Below are 19,524 nucleotides of genomic sequence, written 5' to 3'. Positions count from 1 at the left end.
CGTAGGCAACGGAGTTGTCGCCGGAGGGGGACGGGACATGCGAGATGGCCATCGGGTGGACGCCGAGCGGCTGCTGACTCGGGCCGTGGAGGAGGAGGTTCGCCGCTCGGGCGGCCGGGTGGACGGAAGCGTGCTGCTGTCCCGGGCGCGCGGCGCGCTGGACACCATGGCCGAGGCCGCGGCGGAGGAGTACGGGGCCTACACGCGGGCGCTGGACGAGGCGGCGGCCGGGCAGCTCACGTTCGCCCAGCGCTACGCCCGCGAGGGCGGCGGAACGCCCCTGCTCGTCGCGGGAGTTGCGGGACTCGCCGCCGTCGTCGCCGATCTGGCGCTGGGCACCGGAGGCGGCACCGCCGTCGGCGCGGGCGTCACCGCCGGGGTGGTGGGCGCCGCCGCCACCGTGGTGAAGGTGACCGCCACCCATGTACCCGCCGCCCACCGCCGGGCCGGGGCGGCAGGCCAGCCCGGCGGACCGCAGCAGTTGCGGTTGCAGTGGCTGACCGCGCTGGAGGTGCGCGGCATCCGCCCGTTCCTCGACCAGCAGCGGGTGCTGAGCGCGTCCACCACGCCGAAGAAGGCGGCGCCCCGGCTGCGCGGCACGGACAAGAGCGCGGCGGCCCGCAGACGCAGTGCCCTCGAGCAGTCGTTCGGCCAACTGCCCGAGTCCGTGGGAGTGTTCGCGGGGCGGCGGCAGGAGATGGCGCGGATCCGGCAGTGGGTGCAGGCGGCCCGCGCGTCCACCGAGACCCGGCCGACCGTCGTGGTCCTGCACGGAGCGCCGGGCTCCGGCCGCAGCACGCTGGCGGTCCGCGCGGCCCACGATCTGAAGGACCAGTTCCGGGGCGCGGTCGTGGTCGACCTGCGCGGCGGCAGCAGGGAGGAGCCGCCGCTTCCCGTCCGCGACGCCCTGCTGCACCTGCTGAACCGGCTCGGCGCGCCCCGCGAGCAACTGCTGTTCCGTGACCGCACCTCCCCCGATCAGCAGCTCAAACGGCTCGGCGAGCTGTACCACCAGCATCTGACCGGGCTGCCGGTCACGATCGTGCTGGACGACGCCTCGGACGCCGAGCAGGTCCGCGCCCTGGTCCCCGAGCGCTCCGACAGCCTGGTCCTGGTCACCGCCCGCGAACCACTGCGGCTGCCCGCCGACCTGCCCGCCTGGGTGCACCAACTGCCCGTCGAGGCACTGGACGCGGTGGGTGCGGAGGAGCTGCTGACGGCCGCCGCACAGGACAGCTCGGGGCCCTACGACGCGGAATCCACCGACCGGATCACGCAGTTGTGCGGCGGGCTGCCGCTGGCCCTGCGCATCGCGGGCTCCTGCCTCGGCCCTCGCTCACCGCGCCGGCTGGCCGGCGACCTCGGCGCGTACGGCCCGGTGGAGCCGGTGGAGCGTGTCCTGTGGCTGCGCTACACCGACCAGTCGGAGCAGGGCCGCAGGCTGCTGAGACGGCTCGCCCTGGCCGGACGCGCCTCCATGGGCGGCGCGGCGGCGGCCGCGCTGCTGGCCACGGACGAGACGGAGGCGAAGAGGCAGCTGACCGCCCTCGCCAGGGCGGGTCTGATCGACCATGTGCGGGGCAACCGCTACCGGCTGCACGACCTGGTGCGGGCCTTCGCGCACGCGCGTCTGCTGGACGAGGAGGACCCCGCCGAGCGGACGGCCGCGCAGGAACGGCTGATCGAGAACTACGCCGAGCTGGCCGACTCCGTGCTGCGCCTGGTCGACGGGAACATGTCCACCCGGTCGGACCGCTTCAGCCCGCACGGTTTCACCTCCCTGGACGAGGCGCTGCGCTGGCTGGACGACGAGTCGAGCTTCATCACGGCCGCCCTCAGGCACGCGGAGGGCGTGAACCAGGGCGCCGTGCTGAACCTGCTCGGCGCCCTGTGCGACTACTGCCTGCTGCGCGGCGACCTGTACCGGCTGGGGGAGATCAGCGAGCTGACCCAGGCCGTCGACCAGGGACTTCTTGTCCGGTCGGTGCAATGGCGTACCGGCATCGCCGCCCGCCAGCTCGGCGAGCTGGACAAGGCGCGGACCACGCTGGCCTCGGTCGTCGACCTCTACCGGGAGGCTCACCACGAAGCGGGCGCGGCCCGCGCGCTGAACTCCCTCGGCATCACGCTGCACCACCAGGGCAACCTGACAGAGGCGGCGGCCCGCTTGCGGGAGGCCCTCGATCTCCAGGCGGCGCCCGAGCTGGCGACCGACCGCGCCTGGACGATGCACGCGCTGGCGGCGGTGGAGCGGGACCGGGCGCACCTGGCGGAGGCGCTGGAGCTGCTCACGCAGTCGCTGGTGCTGCACCGGGAGGGCGGTTCGGTGCACGGCGAGGCGTGGGCCCACTTCCAGCTCGGCCAGCTCGCGCTGCGCAGGGGCGACGTGGAGCGGGCCGAGGCGGATCTGCGCCAGGCGCTGGAACGCTACCGCCGCACCAGGGACGCCCGTGGCGAGGCCTGGGCCCTCACCCAGCTCGCCCGGGCCCGGCTGCTGGCCGGCGAGACGGCCGAGGCGGTGGAGGAGCTGCGGCAGGCGGCGGCGCGGCACCGGGACAACGAGGACGCGCGCGGCGAGGCGTGGACGCTGTACTACCTCGGTCAGGCGCTTGAGGAGACCGGCGCACTCGACCAGTCGGTGCGCGAGCTGGAGCGTGCGCGCACCATGTTCTCCCGGATGCGGGACGTGTACGGACTGGCCTGCGCCCGGCACCACTCGGCCCGGGTCACCCGGGACCAGCGGGCGGCGCAGACCGGCTCACTGCGCAACTCGGGTTTCGCCCGCCAGCTCCTCGTCGACGCCCGCGCCGACTTCCAGCGCATCGGCCTGGCGCACGGTCAGGCGTGGACGTGTCTGGAGCTGGCCGTGGTGGACGCCGGCAACGCGCGCACCCAGCAGGCGCTGTCCCTGTGCGACGAGGCGCTGGCCCTGTTCGCCACCTACGGGGACCGCCGCGGCGAGGACTGGGCGCGGTTCCTGCGCTGCACCCTGCTGCCGTACGCGGCCCCCGGCGGCACGGAGGTCGGCACGGCGGTGGCCCAGGAGGAACTGGCCCAGCTCGCCCGCGGCGCGCATCCGCTGCGCGACGGCAAGCTGAACGACTACGTCGAGGCCTACCGGCTCCTCCTGGAGCGCGGAGTGAGCCTGGAGGCGGGCTGGCAGGCCTGGCGCCTGGGCATGGTGCCGGAGCGGCACGCGCGGGAGGTGATGGGGGTGGCGGTGCCGGACCGTAACTGATCTTCCGTCCGGGCCGGGCCGGCCCGGCCCGCACGAGAGGCCGTGGGCGCACCGCCGGCCCGGGTGTCAGCCCCGCTCGGGCTTGGCCTCGCCGGAGGCGGCGCCGGGCCGCGCCGCGGGGTCCGGGGCCTCCTTGAAGTCGATCCTGCCCATGTGGCGGTTCATGGACTTCATCAGGGCCCACACCGCGAGGGCCATCACCGCGAAGACGACGAAGCCGAGGACGCCGGGGGTGACCTTGTTCTTGTCGAACTCGGCGAGAGGGACCAGGTGCGTCATTGCCAGGCTCACGCTTGCACTCATGTCAGGCATTGTCCCTCACGACTGCCGGACACCCGCAAAGAGGTCGTCCTCCGGGAGCGAGGTGTCGACGAGCGACTTCGCGAGCTCGTACTCCTCCGTCGGCCAGACCTCCTTCTGGATCTCCATCGGCACCCGGAACCAGCCGCCGTCGGGGTCGATCTGCGTGGCGTGGGCGATCAGCGCCTTGTCGCGGATCTCGAAGAAGTCGGCACAGGGGACGTGCGTGGTGAGCGTGCGCTCGGTGTGCCCCGACTTCTCCCAGCGCTTGAGCCACTCGCCGTAGGGGGACTCCAGGCCCCGGTCGAGCAGGGCCTGGTGCAGCGTCTCGGTGCGCAGGCGGTTGAAGCCCTGGTTGTAGTAGAGCTTCTGCGGCTGGTAGGCCGGGCCGTACTCGTCCTCCGGGTACTTCTCGGCGTCCGCGGCGCCCTCGAAAGCCACCATCGAGATCTTGTGGGTCATGATGTGGTCGGGGTGCGGGTAGCCGCCGTTCTCGTCGTAGGTGGTGATCACCTGGGGACGGAAGGAGCGGATCTGGCGGACCAGCTCACCGGCCGCCTTGTCGAGGTCCTCAAGGGCGAAGCAGCCCTCGGGCAGCGGGGGCAGCGGGTCGCCCTCGGGCAGGCCGGAGTCGACGAAGCCGAGCCACTCCTGGCGCACGCCGAGGATCTCGCGGGCCTCGTCCATCTCCTTCCTGCGCACCTCGTGGATGTTCTCCTCGATGTACTTGTCGCCCTGGAGCTTGGGGTTGAGGATGGAGCCACGCTCTCCGCCCGTGCAGGTCACCACCAGCACGTCCACCCCCTCGGAAACGTACTTGGCCATGGTGGCCGCGCCCTTGCTCGACTCGTCGTCGGGGTGCGCGTGCACGGCCATCAGTCGCAGCTGGTCAGTCAAGGCTCAGTCCTCAGGTCAAGTCGGTGCCCGGCTCGGCGGGCAGTCAACGGTGCCGTCCCGCGGCAGGATCGGTCCGGGGTCGCGGTCGGTCGGGCGGGCGCGGGCTTCTATAGTGACCGAATCGGGGGGCGAATAATTCCGGGGTCCGGCTCCGGAAGCCCCCGCGGGGCGCCCGTCCCGCACCGGCCGAGAGGACGATCATGAGCACGGCGAGCACCCGGCTGCCCGAGGGTCGCTACGGCCGCTCCGCGAACGAGCGCGCCGACCACAAGCTCAAGATCACCGGTGCCGTCCTGGGCGCGGCCCTGCTCGCCCTGATCGGCTACTTCGCCTACCACTACGTCGGCCAGAACAAGATCAGCGCGCAGGTCGTCGCCTTCCAGACGTCGGACGACGCGGTGCGGGTCCATCTGGAGGTCCACAAGGACGCCGGCGCCCGCGGCTACTGCACGCTGCGCTCGCAGGCGGCCGACGGCTCCGAGGTCGGACGGGCGGACTTCCGCTTCGACGAGCACGCCTCGCAGATCGACAAGGTGCTCACCCTGCGGACGACGGCCCGGGGCACGACGGCCGAGCTGCTGGGCTGCGACGCCGGGTGACGCGTCGGCGCAGACCGGAACAGCGGTGGCTGACCTGCATTGACGTAGGTCTCACGGCTTATGTCCTCCCCCTTTGCGCCCGGAATTGTTAGGCTCGTGGTTTCGCCCATCCATGAGGGAACATTCTTCTGGGTAGGGCGATGCTTTGTATTCCCAGCACCGACGAGGAGCACCTGTGACCCAGACCAGCGAGAACGTCACCTGGCTGACCCAGGAGGCGTACAACAAGCTCAAGGACGAGCTTGCGTACCTTACTGGTCCTGCGCGCACGGAGATCGCCGCCAAGATCGCGGCCGCGCGCGAGGAGGGCGACCTGCGCGAGAACGGCGGGTACCACGCGGCCAAGGAGGAGCAGGGCAAGCAGGAGCTCCGTGTGCGCCAGCTGACCCAGCTCCTCGAGACCGCCCAGGTCGGCGAGCCGCCGGCCGCGGACGGCGCGGTCGCGCCGGGCATGGTCGTCACGATCGCCTTCGACGGCGACGAGGACGACACCCTGACCTTCCTGCTGGCCTCGCGGGAGTACGCGAGCGCCGAGATCGAGACGTACTCGCCGCAGTCCCCGCTGGGCTCCGGCGTGCTCGGCCACAAGGTCGGTGAGGACGCGGAGTACGAACTGCCGAACGGCAAGGTCGCCTCGGTCAAGATCCTCAAGGCCGAGCCGTACAGCGGCTGAGTCCCCGCACCGGCTTCCGGCGAAGCCTCCGGCGCTCCGCGTGAGCACCGGGGGCTTCGTCATGTCCGGGCCACCACTGGCCCCGGCTTCGCCGTCGCTCGTGCTCAGGCCGTGGCCGAGCGGTACTTGCGCACCGCCAGGGTGCGGAAGACGAGGATGATCAGAGCCGAGTAGATCAGCGAGGCCCAGACCGGGTGCTGCATCGGCCAGGCGGTGGACGTGGACTGGCCGGGGTTGGCGAAGAGCACACGGCAGGCCTGGACGGTGGCGCTGAAAGGGTTCCACTCCGCGACATGCCGCAGCCACGGCGTCATCTTGCCGGAGTCCACGAACGCGCTGGAGACGAACGTCACCGGGAAGAGCCAGATCAGACCGCCGGAGGTGGCCGCCTCGGGCGTGCGGACCGACAGGCCGATCAGGGCGCCGATCCAGGTGAAGGCGTAACCGAGCAGGAGCAGCAGGCCGAAGGCGGCCAGCACCCGGCCGACGTTCGTGTCGCCGTCCGATCCGACGCGCCAGCCGACGAGCAGGGCGACGGCGGCGAGGACGAACAGGGTCAGCGCCGTCTGCACCAGGTCGGCGAAGGTGCGCCCGGTGAGCACCGCGCCGCGCGCCATGGGCAGCGAGCGGAACCGGTCGATCAGGCCCTTGTGCATGTCGTCGGCGATGCCGGCGCCGGAGCTGGCGGTGGCGAAGGTGACGGTCTGCGCGAAGATGCCCGCCATCAGGAAGTTCTTGTAGACGCTGGGATCGGTCGTGCCCTGGATCTGCATGGAGCCGCCGAACACGTAGGTGAACAGCACCACGAACATGATCGGCTGGATGAGCCCAACTGTGCGCGGGTGTGGTTCTGGTTGCAGCAGTCCCCGTCACTCCCGCAGGTCTTCAGGTTCTCCAGCTCCAGCGCCGCGAACTTCGGATCAATGCTGCCGGTGACCTCCATGGGCGGCAGCACCATGAGCGGCGGCACAGGAACCCCTCTAGAGCTTTTGAGCGCCTCCATGGCAGCCTGCCAGGAACCCGAACCGCGCCAGGCTTCCGCGCGCCGCCTCACGGCGCTCCAGGAGTTACCTGAGACCTGCACCTCACTCCACCGGGCAGCAGTCCGCAGCTTCCACAAGATCGCTTCGAACACCTCCCGCTTGGGTGTCCAGTTCTGGCGAGATTCAGGAAGCACGGCGTCAGCCGTCTCCCATTCCTCATCGCTGATCTGAAGCGGCACCAACGTGCCTGTCTCTCTGTGCCACTCCGTGAGGGGGTCGGCGATCCCCTTCCGGCGCGGCTGTCCCTTGCCGAGCACCTGTACACGGATGTCCAGCAGCTCAAGCAGGTCCCGACGCTGCACGGGGGTGAAGGAGTCCATCTCGGTCGCCTGCTCCTCCACCAGGGCAACGATCTCATCCGCCCGCTGCTGCTGATCTTCGGCTTCTCGGAGCCAGCGAGCCACGCGGTCACGCTCGGCCGTCAGTTCGTCTTCCTTCGCCTGGAGAGCTTGTTGCACCTCCCGGACCGTGTCCTCGTCGATGCCGTCTCCGGCGCCCTCATCCAACTCGTCCTCAATGAGCTGGGTGAGCTTATGAAGGAGCTGCCCCTTGCGACTCGCCTTCTTCTTCTCAATCTGCGCGTCCAACTCGGCGAGGCGCTCCCGATACGTCTCAGCGCGCGCCGGGATCGCCCCCAACCACTTGGCGGCGAGGTCCCTGAACTTGTCCACGTCCGAGAGCAGAGCCTCAATCTCAGCCCAGACGGCCCTTTCAACGTCGGGTGCAGGAAGTTCCGCGCAGTCGCACTTCAGCCCGAGCCGCTTTCCCATGCACCGGTAGTAGCCGATGGGAGATTCGGCAGACCTTCCACCCGTGTAGTAGCCGCCGCACAATGCGTGCAGACGACCGGTGAACAGATAGTGATTGAGATCCTTCTTCTTGAACGACCGCCGGTTGAGAGCCTTCCGAAGAGCATCCACCCGCTTCGGATCATTAATCGGTCGAGGGACCTCGATCCGAAAGACCTCAAAGGTCTCCTCCTCGTCATCCTCAGTGGTGCGCTCAATGCGGAACTCCACGTATCCGTCAAGAGCTGTGGAGTTAAGTCGCTTAGCCAGGTTCGCACCGGGCCACGGCAGGCCCTTACGGGTGCGGATACCAAGGGTGTTCAGATGCTCGGCAGCCTCGACACGCGTGTAGCCGAGGTCCACGATCAGATTCGCGGCAAGATTGATCACACGCACCTCGTCCTCGCAGAGGGCGGGAATGGCCTTGCTTCCCTTACCGTTGAGGGTCACGCCGTACGGGGGCTGGCCAAGAGGCCAACCGCCAGCAGCCAACTTCTGATCACGGCCGCCCATGGTTCGCTCAAGGATCAGGGTGTGTTCCAGCTCCGCCATGTACGACAGCAGGCTGAGCATGATGCCGAACAGTTCGTCGTCACTGTCCAGACGACCATCCGCCGTAGCAACCCTGATCTTGTGATGCTTGGTGACGTTGAACACCCAAAGGTGGATGTCCTCCATGGTCCGTCCGATGCGGTCCAGCTTGCCGAAAACGACGAGGTCAATGAGGCCCTTTTCAATGGCCTCGGTCATCTCGTCGAGATCAGGTCGAGAGTCCTTCTTTCCCGACTCCCCACCGTCGACATAAATTTTGTGAACCTTGTACTTTCCAGGCCCGACCTTATAGTCCAGCCATGCCTTGCACTGCTTTTCCTGAGCGTCGAGGCCGTATCCCTCGACCTGCTTCGCGGTCGATACGCGAAGGTAGATGGCCACCCGAATCACGCCCCGAGCGGTCCGACGACCGCGCATGACGGTACCCTTCCCCATGTCAGTCCCTCCGTGACTGGCAGGCCGGTCCATGACTGGCCTGGTCCCAGGGGGCGGCAACCCCCTGGGACCTCCATGTGATGTCCCATCAGGATAGCCGTCCCACTGCTACTCGTCAGGCAAGCTTCGATAACTTCCGCCGATCTCAAGGTTGTTGGACAAGCGGCCAAACAAGAGGTCGGCGAGTCGCTGCTCTTCGCGTTCTCCCCACTCAACGGCGCGCCAACGAGAAATGACTTCGCCGGGCTGCGGCTTCCTCCTCTTCTTCGGGCAGCTCATTCTCCCCACCTCTGATCGCTCATCGCTTCGCGGGCGAACTCACGGTTTAGGGCGAGATCTTCCGCGATTCCGGCGGCGAGTTGGGCAGCGCCAGGGGTGTAGCCGGAGCCGACGTAACGCCAGGTGGCTTCCGCGGCTGTTCCGTCTTGCGGCTCTGCGCTGTTTCTTTGGTGTGCAGCGCGGTCGGCGCGCAAGGCCGCGTAGGTGGTGGAGTAGGCGCGGGATTTGGTGAGGATGTGGCCTCGGTAGCCGAGGGTATGAGCCCAGTCCCGGAGCCGGAGGGGCGCATACTCGGCCAGGCTGCCCAGGTGCCAGCACGTGCGCATGAGGGTGCGGACGTGCCCGCTCACGGGGGCCGACTCGATGTCTCCCCAGGTCGAAAGCGCGTGGTCGACGCCGGCGCCTGTCTCGCTCGCTCCCTTGGTCACGTACTTGGCCACATACGCGGCCACGGCGTCATCGTCGGGTCCGTCGCCGTCGGCGCGTAGCGGCCGGGCGTCGACCTGGGCGCCCCAGCGCAAGACCAGCTCGCCCACGGCCGGGCTGTAGGGCGCGCGGACCAGGACCCGCCGGGCGGAGGCGCTTACGGCGCCGGTGAGCAGTTCGGCAGTGCCCCAGGCCGGGGGTGCCTCGTGGGGTCCGTTGGGGCCGTCGAGGCGGACGACGGCGTGCACGTGGACGGCTGCTCGCTTCTGGTACTCAGCGACGCGGGCGAAGGACAGCCGGGCGTGTTTGGCGAAGTGGGTCTGTACGAGGCCGACGGCGGAGGCGAGGCGACGCCGGACGTCGATGACGAAGCGGTCCCACAGCTTGGAGGCGTGCGCGTACCACAGCACGTGCTTCGCCAAGATCGCCGAAGCCACCGGCTACAAGCGCGAGCACATCGGCAAGATGGCCCGGCCGGAGACCGACGGCAAGGGCGTACGTCCACGGATCACCCAGTACTACAAGATCCTCGAAGTAGTGGACGCGCTACGCATCCCCGGCCATCTCGCAGGACTGGCCCCACGCCCGTGGGAGCTGGCCCAGAGTACGACTCCGTCACGGCCGGACGACCCGAGCACCTTGATCGCCCAGGGTGGGGCAGGCCTGTGGGATGTCGCGGAATTGCTCCGCCGCACGGAGTTGTCGAGCATCAACAGCGCCGCCCTGGAGTCCATCGAGCAGGGTATTGATCAACTCGCCCGCGCCTACCCGTACGCCGATGCCGACTACCTGCACGAGCGCACCCGAAACGACCTGCACTACGTCACCAAGCAGCTCGAAGGCCGGATGACCCTCCGCCAGCACCGCGAACTACTCGTCGATGCCGGATGGCTGTTCCTGCTGAACGCATGCGTCCAGTACGACCGCGGCCAGCGCGAGGCCGCCAACCTCAGCAAGGCCGCCGCACTCCGCATCGGCGAAGAAGCCGGCCACGGCGAGATCAAGGCATGGGCATGGGAGATCGAGGCGTGGTTCGCCCTCACCCAGAGCCGTTGGCAAGACATGCTCGACGCCGTCGAAGCAGGACACGCCTCCGACCAGACACATTCCGTCGGCGTGCAGCTATACGCGCACAAGGCACGCGCCGCCGCCCGCGTGGGAGACGCCCGCCTGGTCCGTGATTCCCTGGACGCCGGACGCGCGCGCCTGGACCGGCTACCAAGCCCGGACCACCCCGAACACCACTTCATCATCGACCCGGACAAGTGGGACTTCTACGAGATGGACGCCTACCGTCTCCTCGGAGACGACGAGCGCGCCGCCACCCACGCCCGGTCAGTGATCCGCATCAGCACCGGCCCCGACGGAACAGAAATCTCCCCCATGCGCGCCGCAGAGGCCCGTCTCACCCTCGGAGTCGCCGCCGCCCGCACCGGCGAAATCGAAGAAGCCATCGGCATGGGCACCGCAGCCCTCGAAGCCGACCGCAAATCCCTCCCGTCCCTGCTTTTAGTCGCTGACGAACTGGACAAGGAACTACGCGCCAGGTACCCGCGCGAAGCCGCCACACGCGATTTCCACGACCGGGTCATGACTATCAAGCAAGGCACTGTCCGACCCGAGCACCCATTCTAAGGGTGGCCCAAAAGAGATACAAAAACTAGTCAAAGTCGTGCTGAAAACAACCCTGTGTGGCTCCCGTGTCGCCCGTCAGCGTGGTGTGCGATCGAACACCCGCACGGTGTGAGGCAACGACACGAAACGGCTCGCCAATGCTCTGTCGAGCGGCGGCCAGCGATAAAGGAGTTGATCCCGATCAAGGGACGAACGAAGTTCGCGGGAGTGGGAGTCGCGGCGGCTATCCTGGTTATGGGCAGCGCGTTCTCGGCTCAGGCCACTGCATTGGACATCGCTCAGGCCAAGGCCCCGTATGAGTCCGGGGGCAAGGTCTACGCCGAAGCAACTCTGTTCGGCCCAAACCCCGTGGACACGCAACTCTGCGTCTACTTGAACGCGCAGCACCCATACGGCCCCGACGTCACCATCGCGTCCGCCTGCAAGAAGTTCGATGCCGGCACGGTGAAGGCATCTGCCCCACGACCCGCATGCGGCAACTACACCACCTGGGCCGCCGCGTTGTACAAGGGGAAAGTGATCTGGCAAGGCAGCACAGGGTACAGGGTCTTCTGCTAGCACCTGCACAATAAGGGGCTCGCCGGAATCACTCCGGTGAGCCCCTTATTCGTGTGCTGGGCAAAACGAATAACCGGCCACCCTGCGCCATGAGACAGTGTGGAAATGAGTCCTGTTTGGGCTGCTCGGCGGCCTGTTTGGGCTGGGTGTAACCCAGCGTGGGTACCGACGAACACGATTCTGGCTCGTCGCCATACGGCGGGCCTTCGTACTTTCGTGGTGTTGCACCTAGTCGACAGTCACGCACGGAGCGCGGCGAAGAAGCGCGCTCAACCGGCTGCCCGGCGGTACTTGCGTACCGCCAGCGTTCGGAACACCACGACAATCAGCACGGACCACAGCAACGATGCCCACACCGGGTGCTGCATGGGCCAGGCGTCCGGCACCGGATATCCCGCCGGGAGATTGCCAAAGAGCTGGCGGCATGCCTGCACGGTGGCGCTGAACGGATTCCAGTTCGCGATGGTCTGCAAGAACGAGGGCATGTTCTCCGACGGCACGAACGCGTTCGAGATGAATGTCAGCGGGAACAGCCAGATCAGGCCGCCGGAGGTAGCCGCCTCGGGGGTGCGTACGGACAGGCCGATCAGCGCACCGATCCACGAGAACGCGTAGCCCAGCAGGAGCAGCAGGCCGAATCCGACCAGTACCTTGCCGAAGTTCTCGTGCGTGCGCCAGCCGACCAGGACGGCGACGACCGCGAGGACCACCAGGGTCAGGGCCGTCTGCACCAGGTCGGCGAGGGTGCGGCCGGTGAGGACCGCGCCACGGGCCATGGGCAGCGAGCGGAACCGGTCGATGAGGCCCTTGTGCATGTCGTCAGCGATCCCCGCGCCGGCTCCGGCGGTGGCGAACGTGACGGTCTGCGCGAAAATGCCCGCCATCAGGAACTCGCGGTATCCGGCGGGGCTAAGGCCCGCACCCGGGACGTTGATCGAGCCGCCGAACACATAGCTGAACAGAACCACGAACATAATCGGCTGGATCAGCCCAAAAATAAGCATCTCGGGAATCCGGGTCATGCGGATCATATTCCGGCGGGCGATGACCAGGGAATCACTCATGCCACTCACTTCGTCTGCTCCTTCCAGGCATTGGGCCGGGCACCTCCACCATCAAGCGCGGGGTGACGGAGCCCCCTGCCGCCGACCTCCAGCCCACTCACGTCCAAGTCTCGGATGCGCGGCGAGATGAATCCTGACTGATACGAGCGAACAGGATCCGGGTCATGCGGATCAGGTTGCGCTTGGCGACGACCATCGAGTCACGTACGGACTGGGTCAGTACGTTGCCGGGCGGCGCGATCCGCGCGCTGTCGGGGGCGGCACTCACTTGGCGGTCTCCTTCTTGTTCCGGCGGTCCCTGGCGTCGGCGCCCCGGGCGCCGCTCGTGCCGCTCTCGTCCTTGGCCTCGGCCACATGGCCGGTCAGGGACAGGAACACGTCGTCGAGGGTCGGACGGCGCAGACCGATGTCGTCGATCTCGATGCCGCGTATGTCCAGCTCCCGGATGATCTCGGCGAGCAGCTTCGCGCCGCCGGTGACGGGCGTGGTGATCTTGCGGGTGTGCTCCTCGACGCTGGTGTCGCCCTTGCCGAAGCCGCGCAGCACCTCGGCGGCGGTGGGGATGTGCTCGCGCTCGTGCACCACGACCTCGACGCGCTCGCCGCCGGTGCGGGCCTTGAGCTGGTCGGAGGTGCCGAGGGCGATGACCCGGCCGTGGTCGACCACCGCTATCTCGTGCGCCAGGTGGTCGGCCTCTTCCAGGTACTGCGTGGTGAGCAGCAGGGTCGTACCGCCGGAGACCAGCTGCTTGATGACCTCCCACAGCTGCTGCCGGTTGCGCGGGTCGAGGCCGGTCGTCGGCTCGTCCATGAACATCACCGGCGGGGAGACGACGAGCGCCGCCGCCAGGTCGAGTCGGCGGCGCATGCCTCCGGAGTAGGTCTTGGCGGGCCGGTCCGCGGCGTCGGCGAGGTTGAACTGCTCCAGCAGCTCCCCCGCCCTGGTCTTCGCCGCCGCGCCCCTCATCTGGTACAGCCGGCCGACCATCTCGAGGTTCTCGCGGCCGGTCAGATACTCGTCGACCGCGGCGAACTGGCCGGACAGTCCGATCGAGCGCCGCACCTCGTTGGGATGTTTGAGCACATCGAGGCCCGCGACGACGGCCTTGCCGCTGTCGGGTCGCAGCAGCGTGGTCAGACAGCGGACGGTGGTGGTCTTGCCCGCGCCGTTGGGCCCGAGCAGTCCCAGCACCGTGCCCTCGGGGACATCGAGGTCGACGCCGTCCAGAGCCCTTACGTCACCGAAGGTCTTCACCAGACCTTCGGCGTAGATGGCGCCTGGCATATGAGTCTCCACGTCGTCGGGGATGGTCGGAAAAGCCTAGAGAGACAGGTGTTGTTCCGCCGGGAATTTTCGTCCGCGCCACGTCCGGGCCGCGTCCACGCAGACCGCGCCGCCCGTTCGCGAACACGACACACCATAACGCGATGTATCGCGTCTGCTCAATGGAATTTCTCGAACGAGTGAGGAAGGTGCTGGTGACCTCCGTGTTCCGCCCGTCCGCCGCCCGACCGCCCGGCGGAGGGCGGGCTCAGTCGATGACCGTGTAGCCGGACTCCCGCAGGGACCGGCCGACCTCGGCGCAGTGCGCCGGCCCCTTCGTCTCCAGGTGCAGCTCCACCTCCGCCTCCGCGAGTCCGAGCCGTGGGTCGGTCCGGACGTGGCTGACGTCGAGGACGTTGGCGTCGACCGCCGACAGCACCCCCAGCAGCGTGGCGAGCGCGCCCGGCCGGTCGGTCAGCCGCAGCCGGACCGCCAGGTAGCGGCCCTGAGCGGCCATGCCATACCGCAGTACCCGCTGGAGCAGCACCGGATCGACGTTCCCGCCGGACAGCACCGCCACCACCGGACCGGACAGGGGGCCCGAACGGCCCAGCAGCGCCGCGACCGGGCTCGCCCCGGCCGGCTCGACCACCAGTTTCGCCCGCTCCAGGCACAGCAGCAGCGCGGCGGACAGCTCGTCCTCGGTGACCGTGCGCACCTCGTCCAGCAGTTCGCGCAGGATCCCGAACGGCACGTCGCCCGGACACCCCACCCTGATGCCGTCGGCCATCGTCACCGGAGTGCCGACAGTCACCGGACGGCCCGCCGCGAGCGAGGGCGGATACGCCGCCGAGCCCGCCGCCTGCACCCCGACGATCCGCACGTCCGGCCGCAGCGACTTCACCGCCACCGCGATACCGGCCGCGAGCCCGCCGCCGCCGATTCCGACGACGATCGTGCCCACCTGAGGGCACTGCTCCAGGATCTCCAGGCCCACCGTGCCCTGGCCCGCGATGATGTCCGGATGGTCGAACGGGTGGATGAACACCGCGCCCGTCCGGTCCGCGTACTCCTGGGCGGCGGCCAGGGTCTCGTCGACCACCTGGCCGTGCAGCCGCACCTCGGCGCCGTAGTCCCGCGTGGCGCTGATCTTCGGCAGCGGGGCGCCCTTCGGCATGAACACCGTCGAGTGCACTCCGAGCAGCGACGACGCCAGAGCGACGCCCTGCGCGTGGTTGCCGGCGCTCGCCGCCACCACCCCGGCGGCGCGCTCCTCGGGCAGCAGTCCCGCGATCCTGACGTAGGCGCCGCGCAGCTTGAACGAACCCGTCCGCTGAAGGTTCTCGCACTTCAGGAGCACCGGCGCGCCCACCAGGCCGGACAGGTGCCTGCTGCCCTCCATCGCGGTCACCCGTGCCACCCCGGAGAGCATCTTCTGCGCGCCGCGCACGTCGTCCAGGGTGACGGGCCAGGGGGAGCCTGCCGTGCTGTAGCTCATGCCCCAAGTCTCGCAGTTCACAGGCCGCGGACGCCGTTGTGACCATCCTCCGAGACCCGGATCGCGCAGTGCCGGTACGACTTGCCACCAGTCCGCGTAACCTGTCCCCCAACCCAGCAGCTCTCCAGAAGCGAGCCCCCGGCCATGCCCACAACCCCCGACACGTCGACGGACGGGACGACCGTCGGTGACAGCGGTCTCCTCGACACCCTCCAGCACGAGGTGGCGGTGTTCGCCCGCCGGGCCGAGCAGACCCGCCTCGGCGGCGTCGGACAGGTGCGCAACTCCATGGACCGCGCCGCGTACCTGCTGCTCAACCGCCTCGACAAAGAGGGCCCGATGGGTGTCAAGGCGCTCGCGGCGAGCATGGGAATCGACTCCTCCACCGTCACCCGTCAGGTGGCGCCGCTCGTCGACACCGGCCTCGTCAAGCGCACCTCGCACCCCGAGGACGGGCGGGCCGTGGTGCTCCAGCTCTCCCCGCGCGGGCTGTCGCGGCTGGAGGAGGTCCGCTCGTCCAGACGGCAGCTGATGGCCGAGCTGACCCACGACTGGGAACCGGCGGAACGCGAGACCTTCTGCTCACTGCTGACCCGCTTCAACGACGCCCTCGCCGCCCGCCAGGGCATACCGCAGACGGACTCCCCCTCGGCGTCCTGAAGTCGCCGGCCGGGCGCGGTCAGCGGGATGCGAACGCGGCTCTTGACCGACGGGCCGTCCCTGCCCTCATATGAGACCGGGCCCTCCTCGTGCCCGGTCCGTCCTGCCCGGCCGTCGTGCCTGGCCGTCGTGCCCGGGCCAGGAGGCCGTGCGAGAACGGGTCCCGCGGTCACGGTCGCCCTTGGGGGGAGGCGCGGTGCGAGAGCGGCAGGCGGCCCGGGGCGCTCGCCGGGCCCGGGAGTTCGAGGCGTTCGTCGCGGGCGCGGCCGGGCGGCTGCTGCACTCCGCCACACTGCTCACCGCCGAGGCCCCCGGCGCCAACCCGCGCGCGCGGCGCCTGCTGACCCTCGCCCTGGCGCACACGTACGCGTGGTGGGACCGGCTGCGCGGCGAGGACCCGTACGACCACGCCCGCCGGCATCTGGCCGCGCGCTTCGCCCGCGAGGCGTGGCACCACCGCGGCGGTCCGGGCCGCGACCGCCGCAGGCCGCCCGGCGTCCTGGCCGCGCTCACGGCCCAGGAACGCCTGGTCATCGTCCTCAGGCTGTACGAGGGACTGGCCGAGGAACAGGCGGCGGCCCTGCTGGGCCTGCCCGCGGACCGGGTCCGCGTCCTCTGCGACCGCGCGAGCACGACGCTCACCCGCGCTCCGGTGCGCCGGGCGCCGGCGGTCGGCGGGGCCGGGGCGGCGGCCTCATGAATGGATCGCGCTCATGAGTGGATCGCGGGGAGCCGGCTTCCGTGGCGGGAACCGGGACGGCCGGGGCGGAGGCCGGCCGTCACCGGCTACCGCTGTTCTGCGCGGGCCATGTGGCCTGCGCGGCTCCTGTGGCCGGTGGCGGCCGTGAACCGGTCCGAACGGGAGGCGGCCGTACGGCGGATCCTGGAACAGCGACCGCCGCAGGTGCCCCCGGAGCTGTACGAGGACGCCGTACGGCGCGGGGGGCGGATGCTGCGCCGCCGCACGGCCGTCCGCCGGATGATGTGGCTGGTGCTGGCCGCGGCGGCCGTGGCCTTCACGGTGTGGGCGCTGACGGCCCGCCCCTGGGTGGAACCGCCGTCGCAGACGACTCCACCCGTGACCGGCTGGTGACTAGCCGAGGGCCTGCTTCAGGTCCTCGAGCAGGTCGTCGACGTTCTCGATGCCCACGGACAGGCGTACCAGGTCGCCGGGCACCTCGAGGGCGGAGCCCACCACGGACGCGTGCGTCATGCGCCCGGGGTGCTCGATCAGCGACTCGACACCGCCCAGTGACTCGCCGAGCGTGAACACCTTGGCGCGGTTGCAGACCTCGACGGCCGCCTCCTCGCCGCCCTCGACCCGGAAGGAGATCATGCCGCCGAACGCCTTCATCTGCTTGGCGGCCACCTCGTGACCGGGGTGCTCCGGCAGCCCCGGGTAGAGGACCTGGCTCACGCGCGCGTGCCGGGACAGCATGTCGGCGACCTTCGTCGCGTTCTCGCTGTGCCGGTCCATGCGCACCGCGAGCGTCTTGGTGCCGCGCAGCACCAGCCAGGAGTCGAAGGGGCCGGCGACGGCGCCCATCGCGTTCTGGTGGAACGCCAGTTCCTCGCCCAGCGCGGCGTCGCCGGTGATCAGCGCGCCCCCGACGACGTCCGAGTGACCGCCCATGTACTTGGTCAGCGAGTGCACGACCACGTCAGCGCCGAGCGCGAGCGGCTGCTGAAGGTAGGGCGTCGCGAAGGTGTTGTCGACGACGAGCCGCGCGCCCGCGTCCCGGGCGACCTGGGCGACCGCGGCGATGTCGGTGATGCCGAGCAGCGGGTTGGAGGGGGTCTCCACCCACACGGCCTTGGTCTTCGGTGTGATGGCGGCACGTACCGCGGCCGGGTCCGCGGTGTCCGCGACCGACCACTCCACACCCCACCGGGAGACGACCTTGGCGAAGAGGCGGAACGTGCCGCCGTAGGCGTCGTTGGGGATCACGACGTGGTCGCCGGGGCTGAGCAGCGTGCGCAACAGGCAGTCCTCGGCCGCCAGTCCGGACGCGAACGCGAGTCCGCGACGGCCGCCCTCCAGGGCGGCGAGGTTCTCCTCCAGGGCGGTCCTGGTCGGGTTGGCGCTGCGGCTGTACTCGTAGCCGTCGCGCAGACCGCCCACGCCGTCCTGCTTGTAGGTCGAGACCTGGTAGATCGGCGGGACGACCGCCCCGGTCCGGGGGTCGGCCGTGTTGCCCGCGTGAATCGCGAGCGTCTCGAAGTGCTCACTGATGTGCCTGTCGCTCATGGGCCCGAGGGTAGTGCGCTTGTGGGGGTGGTGCGGGACCGCGGGTCCCGGGCGGCACAGCGGGCAGGGTTTCCCACAGGCTCGCGGCACAGGTTGGCCAAGTGTCGGCACCGTCTGGTTCGCTTGTCGCATGGAGATTCTCTGGGTCGTGATGGCGCTGGCCATACTGGGCTTCGTGCTGGTCCCGTTCCTCAGGCGCAGCCGTGCCGGCATCGGGCAGGTTCCGCCGGGGCATCCGGACGCCGCGGACCCGGCGAACTACGGATTCGTCCGGCAGGAGGAACTCGACGTCCGCATGCCCGGACCGGACCAGGACCTGCTGGACGTCCTGGAGCTGGTGCAGCGCACCCAGGACTACCGCGCCGCCTCCCAGCTCCTCGCGGGCACGGAGAAGGAGGGCGAGCTGCGCTGGCAGCGCGTGCAGGCCTTCGCCGGGGCGGCCTCGGTGGAGCTCCAGCAGCGGCCGGGCGGGGTCAGCGAGACGCCCGGCGCGCAGTGGCTGCGGGTGTGGCGGGCCGAGGCGCCCAAGGATCCGGGCTGCGCGGCGGTGTATGCCGAGTTCCTCGTGCAGCAGGCGTGGCGTACGGCCACGCCGGGCACGAACGAGTTCCGGATCATCATGGAGGAGGCCCGGGAGGCGTGCGGGCAGGCGGCGCTGCTGGCCCCGGGCGACCCGGTGCCCTGCATCGTCGAGCTGTCCGTGGCGCGGGGCCTGGCGTACTCGCACCCGGAGTTCGAGAAGCTGTGGCTGAAGATCCTCGACCGCGCGCCGGCCCACACGGGGGCGCATCTCGCGGCCCTGCACTACTGGTGCGAGAAGTGGCACGGCTCGCGTGAGCTGGCGTACTCCTTCGCGGAGGCCGCCGCGGCCCGTGCGCCCCGGGGTTCGCTGCTGGCGGCCATGCCGCTGTTCGCGGTCTTCGAGCACCTGCCCGAGGTCAACCTGGTCAGGGGCTTCTACGAGAGCGAGGTCGTGACCAAGGCGGTCCACGGCGCGCTCTTCGCGGTGCACGCGGCCCGGCCCGACGACCCGATGCTCGCCCACGTCCGCCATCTGCTGCTCTTCTTCCTGGTCCGCTCCGAGCGCTGGGCGGAGGCGATGAGCCAGCTCATATACGTCGACGGCCATGTGGGCGCGGTGCCGTGGACCCTGTCCGAGGACCCGGCGGCGGAGTTCGCCGTCTACCGTGCGCTGGCCGTGGCGGGCTACGAGGCCAACGGCGGCAGCCCGGCGACGCTGCACCACTGACAGGCCCCGGCCGCGCACCCGGACGGGCCCAACCGCCTGCCCCGCCGGGGCGGAAGCCGCTACGCCCGCCGGAATCGCCGGAATGACGACGGCAGCGGGATCGTTGTCCTTGATGCCGC

The 19,524-nt window shown here is 69.7% G+C and carries 18 protein-coding genes and 1 pseudogene; 9 read left to right on the top strand and 10 right to left on the bottom strand.

All coding sequences use genetic code 11. The features are described from left to right. Positions 1–37: 37 nt before the first annotated feature. On the top strand, positions 38–3,238 hold the full coding sequence (locus ACIOWN_RS19700) for a tetratricopeptide repeat protein (RefSeq protein WP_401982917.1): 3,201 nt from the start codon (positions 38–40) through the stop codon (positions 3,236–3,238). A 66-nt stretch (positions 3,239–3,304) separates the two neighbouring features. Here the strand turns inward: ACIOWN_RS19700 and ACIOWN_RS19695 are convergent, their stop codons facing one another. Next, positions 3,305–3,550: a hypothetical protein gene (locus ACIOWN_RS19695; protein ID WP_362346302.1), complete on the bottom strand. Its 246-nt coding sequence runs from the start codon at positions 3,548–3,550 to the stop codon at positions 3,305–3,307. A 6-nt stretch (positions 3,551–3,556) separates the two neighbouring features. Further along, complete coding sequence (gene mca / locus ACIOWN_RS19690; RefSeq protein WP_362346651.1) at positions 3,557–4,414, bottom strand: mycothiol conjugate amidase Mca; 858 nt, start codon at positions 4,412–4,414, stop codon at positions 3,557–3,559. A gap of 221 nt (positions 4,415–4,635) precedes the next feature. On the opposite strand from mca, the gene ACIOWN_RS19685 reads away from it, so the two are divergent. Both ACIOWN_RS19685 and greA read left to right on the top strand, forming a co-directional pair. Beyond that, a complete protein-coding gene (locus tag ACIOWN_RS19685; protein WP_362346304.1) occupies positions 4,636–5,034 on the top strand; it encodes a DUF4307 domain-containing protein in 399 nt (132 codons plus the stop codon). Between the two features lie 175 nt (positions 5,035–5,209). Continuing rightward, positions 5,210–5,707 (top strand): transcription elongation factor GreA, encoded by a 498-nt coding sequence (greA, locus tag ACIOWN_RS19680; RefSeq protein ID WP_358728708.1) that lies wholly within the window; start codon positions 5,210–5,212, stop codon positions 5,705–5,707. Between the two features lie 104 nt (positions 5,708–5,811). Here greA and ACIOWN_RS19675 read toward each other — a convergent pair. From ACIOWN_RS19675 to ACIOWN_RS19665, 3 genes and pseudogenes are all read right to left on the bottom strand, one after another. Continuing rightward, positions 5,812–6,537: pseudogene (locus ACIOWN_RS19675) on the bottom strand (ABC transporter permease); the annotation flags it as partial. Continuing rightward, a complete protein-coding gene (locus ACIOWN_RS19670; protein WP_401982943.1) occupies positions 6,432–8,507 on the bottom strand; it encodes a recombinase family protein in 2,076 nt (691 codons plus the stop codon). The gene ACIOWN_RS19670 and the pseudogene ACIOWN_RS19675, both read right to left, overlap by 106 nt. A gap of 293 nt (positions 8,508–8,800) precedes the next feature. Then, complete coding sequence (locus tag ACIOWN_RS19665; protein ID WP_401982914.1) at positions 8,801–9,652, bottom strand: replication initiator; 852 nt, start codon at positions 9,650–9,652, stop codon at positions 8,801–8,803. Between ACIOWN_RS19665 and ACIOWN_RS19660 the strand changes: the two genes are divergently transcribed. Together ACIOWN_RS19660 and ACIOWN_RS19655 are read left to right on the top strand one after the other, a co-directional pair. Then, a complete protein-coding gene (locus tag ACIOWN_RS19660; RefSeq protein WP_401982913.1) occupies positions 9,615–10,865 on the top strand; it encodes a tetratricopeptide repeat protein in 1,251 nt (416 codons plus the stop codon). The two genes, ACIOWN_RS19665 and ACIOWN_RS19660, sit on opposite strands and share 38 nt — an antisense overlap. 171 nt (positions 10,866–11,036) lie before the next feature. Next, on the top strand, positions 11,037–11,423 hold the full coding sequence (locus ACIOWN_RS19655; RefSeq protein ID WP_362346312.1) for a hypothetical protein: 387 nt from the start codon (positions 11,037–11,039) through the stop codon (positions 11,421–11,423). Between the two features lie 269 nt (positions 11,424–11,692). On the opposite strand, the gene ACIOWN_RS19650 is transcribed toward ACIOWN_RS19655, so the two are convergent. The 4 genes from ACIOWN_RS19650 to ilvA all read right to left on the bottom strand — a co-directional run bounded on the left by ACIOWN_RS19650 (position 11,693) and on the right by ilvA (position 15,248). Further along, positions 11,693–12,487 carry an ABC transporter permease gene (locus ACIOWN_RS19650; protein WP_362346313.1) on the bottom strand — a complete coding sequence of 265 codons (795 nt, stop codon included), beginning with the start codon at positions 12,485–12,487 and terminating at the stop codon, positions 11,693–11,695. A gap of 97 nt (positions 12,488–12,584) precedes the next feature. After that, positions 12,585–12,755 (bottom strand): hypothetical protein, encoded by a 171-nt coding sequence (locus ACIOWN_RS19645; protein WP_401982910.1) that lies wholly within the window; start codon positions 12,753–12,755, stop codon positions 12,585–12,587. Further along, positions 12,752–13,771 (bottom strand): ATP-binding cassette domain-containing protein, encoded by a 1,020-nt coding sequence (locus ACIOWN_RS19640; protein WP_362346315.1) that lies wholly within the window; start codon positions 13,769–13,771, stop codon positions 12,752–12,754. Before ACIOWN_RS19640 ends, ACIOWN_RS19645 begins: the two co-directional genes overlap by 4 nt. Before the next feature lie 247 nt (positions 13,772–14,018). Then, entirely contained in the window at positions 14,019–15,248 is a 1,230-nt protein-coding gene (ilvA, locus tag ACIOWN_RS19635) for a threonine ammonia-lyase (protein ID WP_401982908.1), read from the bottom strand. 144 nt (positions 15,249–15,392) lie between these two features. Between ilvA and ACIOWN_RS19630 the strand changes: the two genes are divergently transcribed. The 3 genes from ACIOWN_RS19630 (at position 15,393) to ACIOWN_RS19620 (ending at position 17,001) form a co-directional block, all read left to right on the top strand. Beyond that, complete coding sequence (locus tag ACIOWN_RS19630) at positions 15,393–15,908, top strand: MarR family winged helix-turn-helix transcriptional regulator (RefSeq protein ID WP_401982906.1); 516 nt, start codon at positions 15,393–15,395, stop codon at positions 15,906–15,908. 196 nt (positions 15,909–16,104) lie between these two features. Then, entirely contained in the window at positions 16,105–16,608 is a 504-nt protein-coding gene (locus tag ACIOWN_RS19625; protein ID WP_401982904.1) for a sigma factor-like helix-turn-helix DNA-binding protein, read from the top strand. A 144-nt stretch (positions 16,609–16,752) separates the two neighbouring features. Further along, complete coding sequence (locus tag ACIOWN_RS19620) at positions 16,753–17,001, top strand: hypothetical protein (protein WP_401982902.1); 249 nt, start codon at positions 16,753–16,755, stop codon at positions 16,999–17,001. Here the strand turns inward: ACIOWN_RS19620 and ACIOWN_RS19615 are convergent, their stop codons facing one another. Further along, the gene (locus tag ACIOWN_RS19615) at positions 17,002–18,156 is read right to left on the bottom strand and encodes a cystathionine gamma-synthase (RefSeq protein ID WP_401982900.1); all 1,155 of its coding nucleotides are present in this window, start codon (positions 18,154–18,156) and stop codon (positions 17,002–17,004) included. Positions 18,157–18,286: 130 nt separating this feature from the next. Between ACIOWN_RS19615 and ACIOWN_RS19610 the strand changes: the two genes are divergently transcribed. Continuing rightward, a complete protein-coding gene (locus ACIOWN_RS19610; protein ID WP_362346324.1) occupies positions 18,287–19,405 on the top strand; it encodes a hypothetical protein in 1,119 nt (372 codons plus the stop codon). Positions 19,406–19,524: the final 119 nt, after the last annotated feature.

Origin of the sequence: Streptomyces sp. NPDC087787 (assembly GCF_044743035.1) — a bacterium.
In the GTDB taxonomy this organism is placed as follows: domain Bacteria; phylum Actinomycetota; class Actinomycetes; order Streptomycetales; family Streptomycetaceae; genus Streptomyces.
This window is presented reverse-complemented; position numbering and strand designations above follow the sequence as displayed.

Excerpts from the sequence above, each read along its gene's own strand:
- ACIOWN_RS19700 (WP_401982917.1), top strand. The coding sequence starts at position 38 with ATGCGAGATGGCCATCGGGTGGACGCCGAGCGGCTGCTGACTCGGGCC.
- ACIOWN_RS19695 (WP_362346302.1), bottom strand. The coding sequence starts at position 3,550 with ATGCCTGACATGAGTGCAAGCGTGAGCCTGGCAATGACGCACCTGGTC.
- mca (WP_362346651.1), bottom strand. The coding sequence starts at position 4,414 with ATGGCCGTGCACGCGCACCCCGACGACGAGTCGAGCAAGGGCGCGGCC.
- ACIOWN_RS19685 (WP_362346304.1), top strand. The coding sequence starts at position 4,636 with ATGAGCACGGCGAGCACCCGGCTGCCCGAGGGTCGCTACGGCCGCTCC.
- ACIOWN_RS19670 (WP_401982943.1), bottom strand. The coding sequence starts at position 8,507 with ATGCGCGGTCGTCGGACCGCTCGGGGCGTGATTCGGGTGGCCATCTAC.
- ACIOWN_RS19650 (WP_362346313.1), bottom strand. The coding sequence starts at position 12,487 with ATGAGTGATTCCCTGGTCATCGCCCGCCGGAATATGATCCGCATGACC.
- ACIOWN_RS19640 (WP_362346315.1), bottom strand. The coding sequence starts at position 13,771 with ATGCCAGGCGCCATCTACGCCGAAGGTCTGGTGAAGACCTTCGGTGAC.
- ilvA (WP_401982908.1), bottom strand. The coding sequence starts at position 15,248 with ATGAGCTACAGCACGGCAGGCTCCCCCTGGCCCGTCACCCTGGACGAC.
- ACIOWN_RS19630 (WP_401982906.1), top strand. The coding sequence starts at position 15,393 with ATGCCCACAACCCCCGACACGTCGACGGACGGGACGACCGTCGGTGAC.
- ACIOWN_RS19615 (WP_401982900.1), bottom strand. The coding sequence starts at position 18,156 with ATGAGCGACAGGCACATCAGTGAGCACTTCGAGACGCTCGCGATTCAC.
- ACIOWN_RS19610 (WP_362346324.1), top strand. The coding sequence starts at position 18,287 with ATGGAGATTCTCTGGGTCGTGATGGCGCTGGCCATACTGGGCTTCGTG.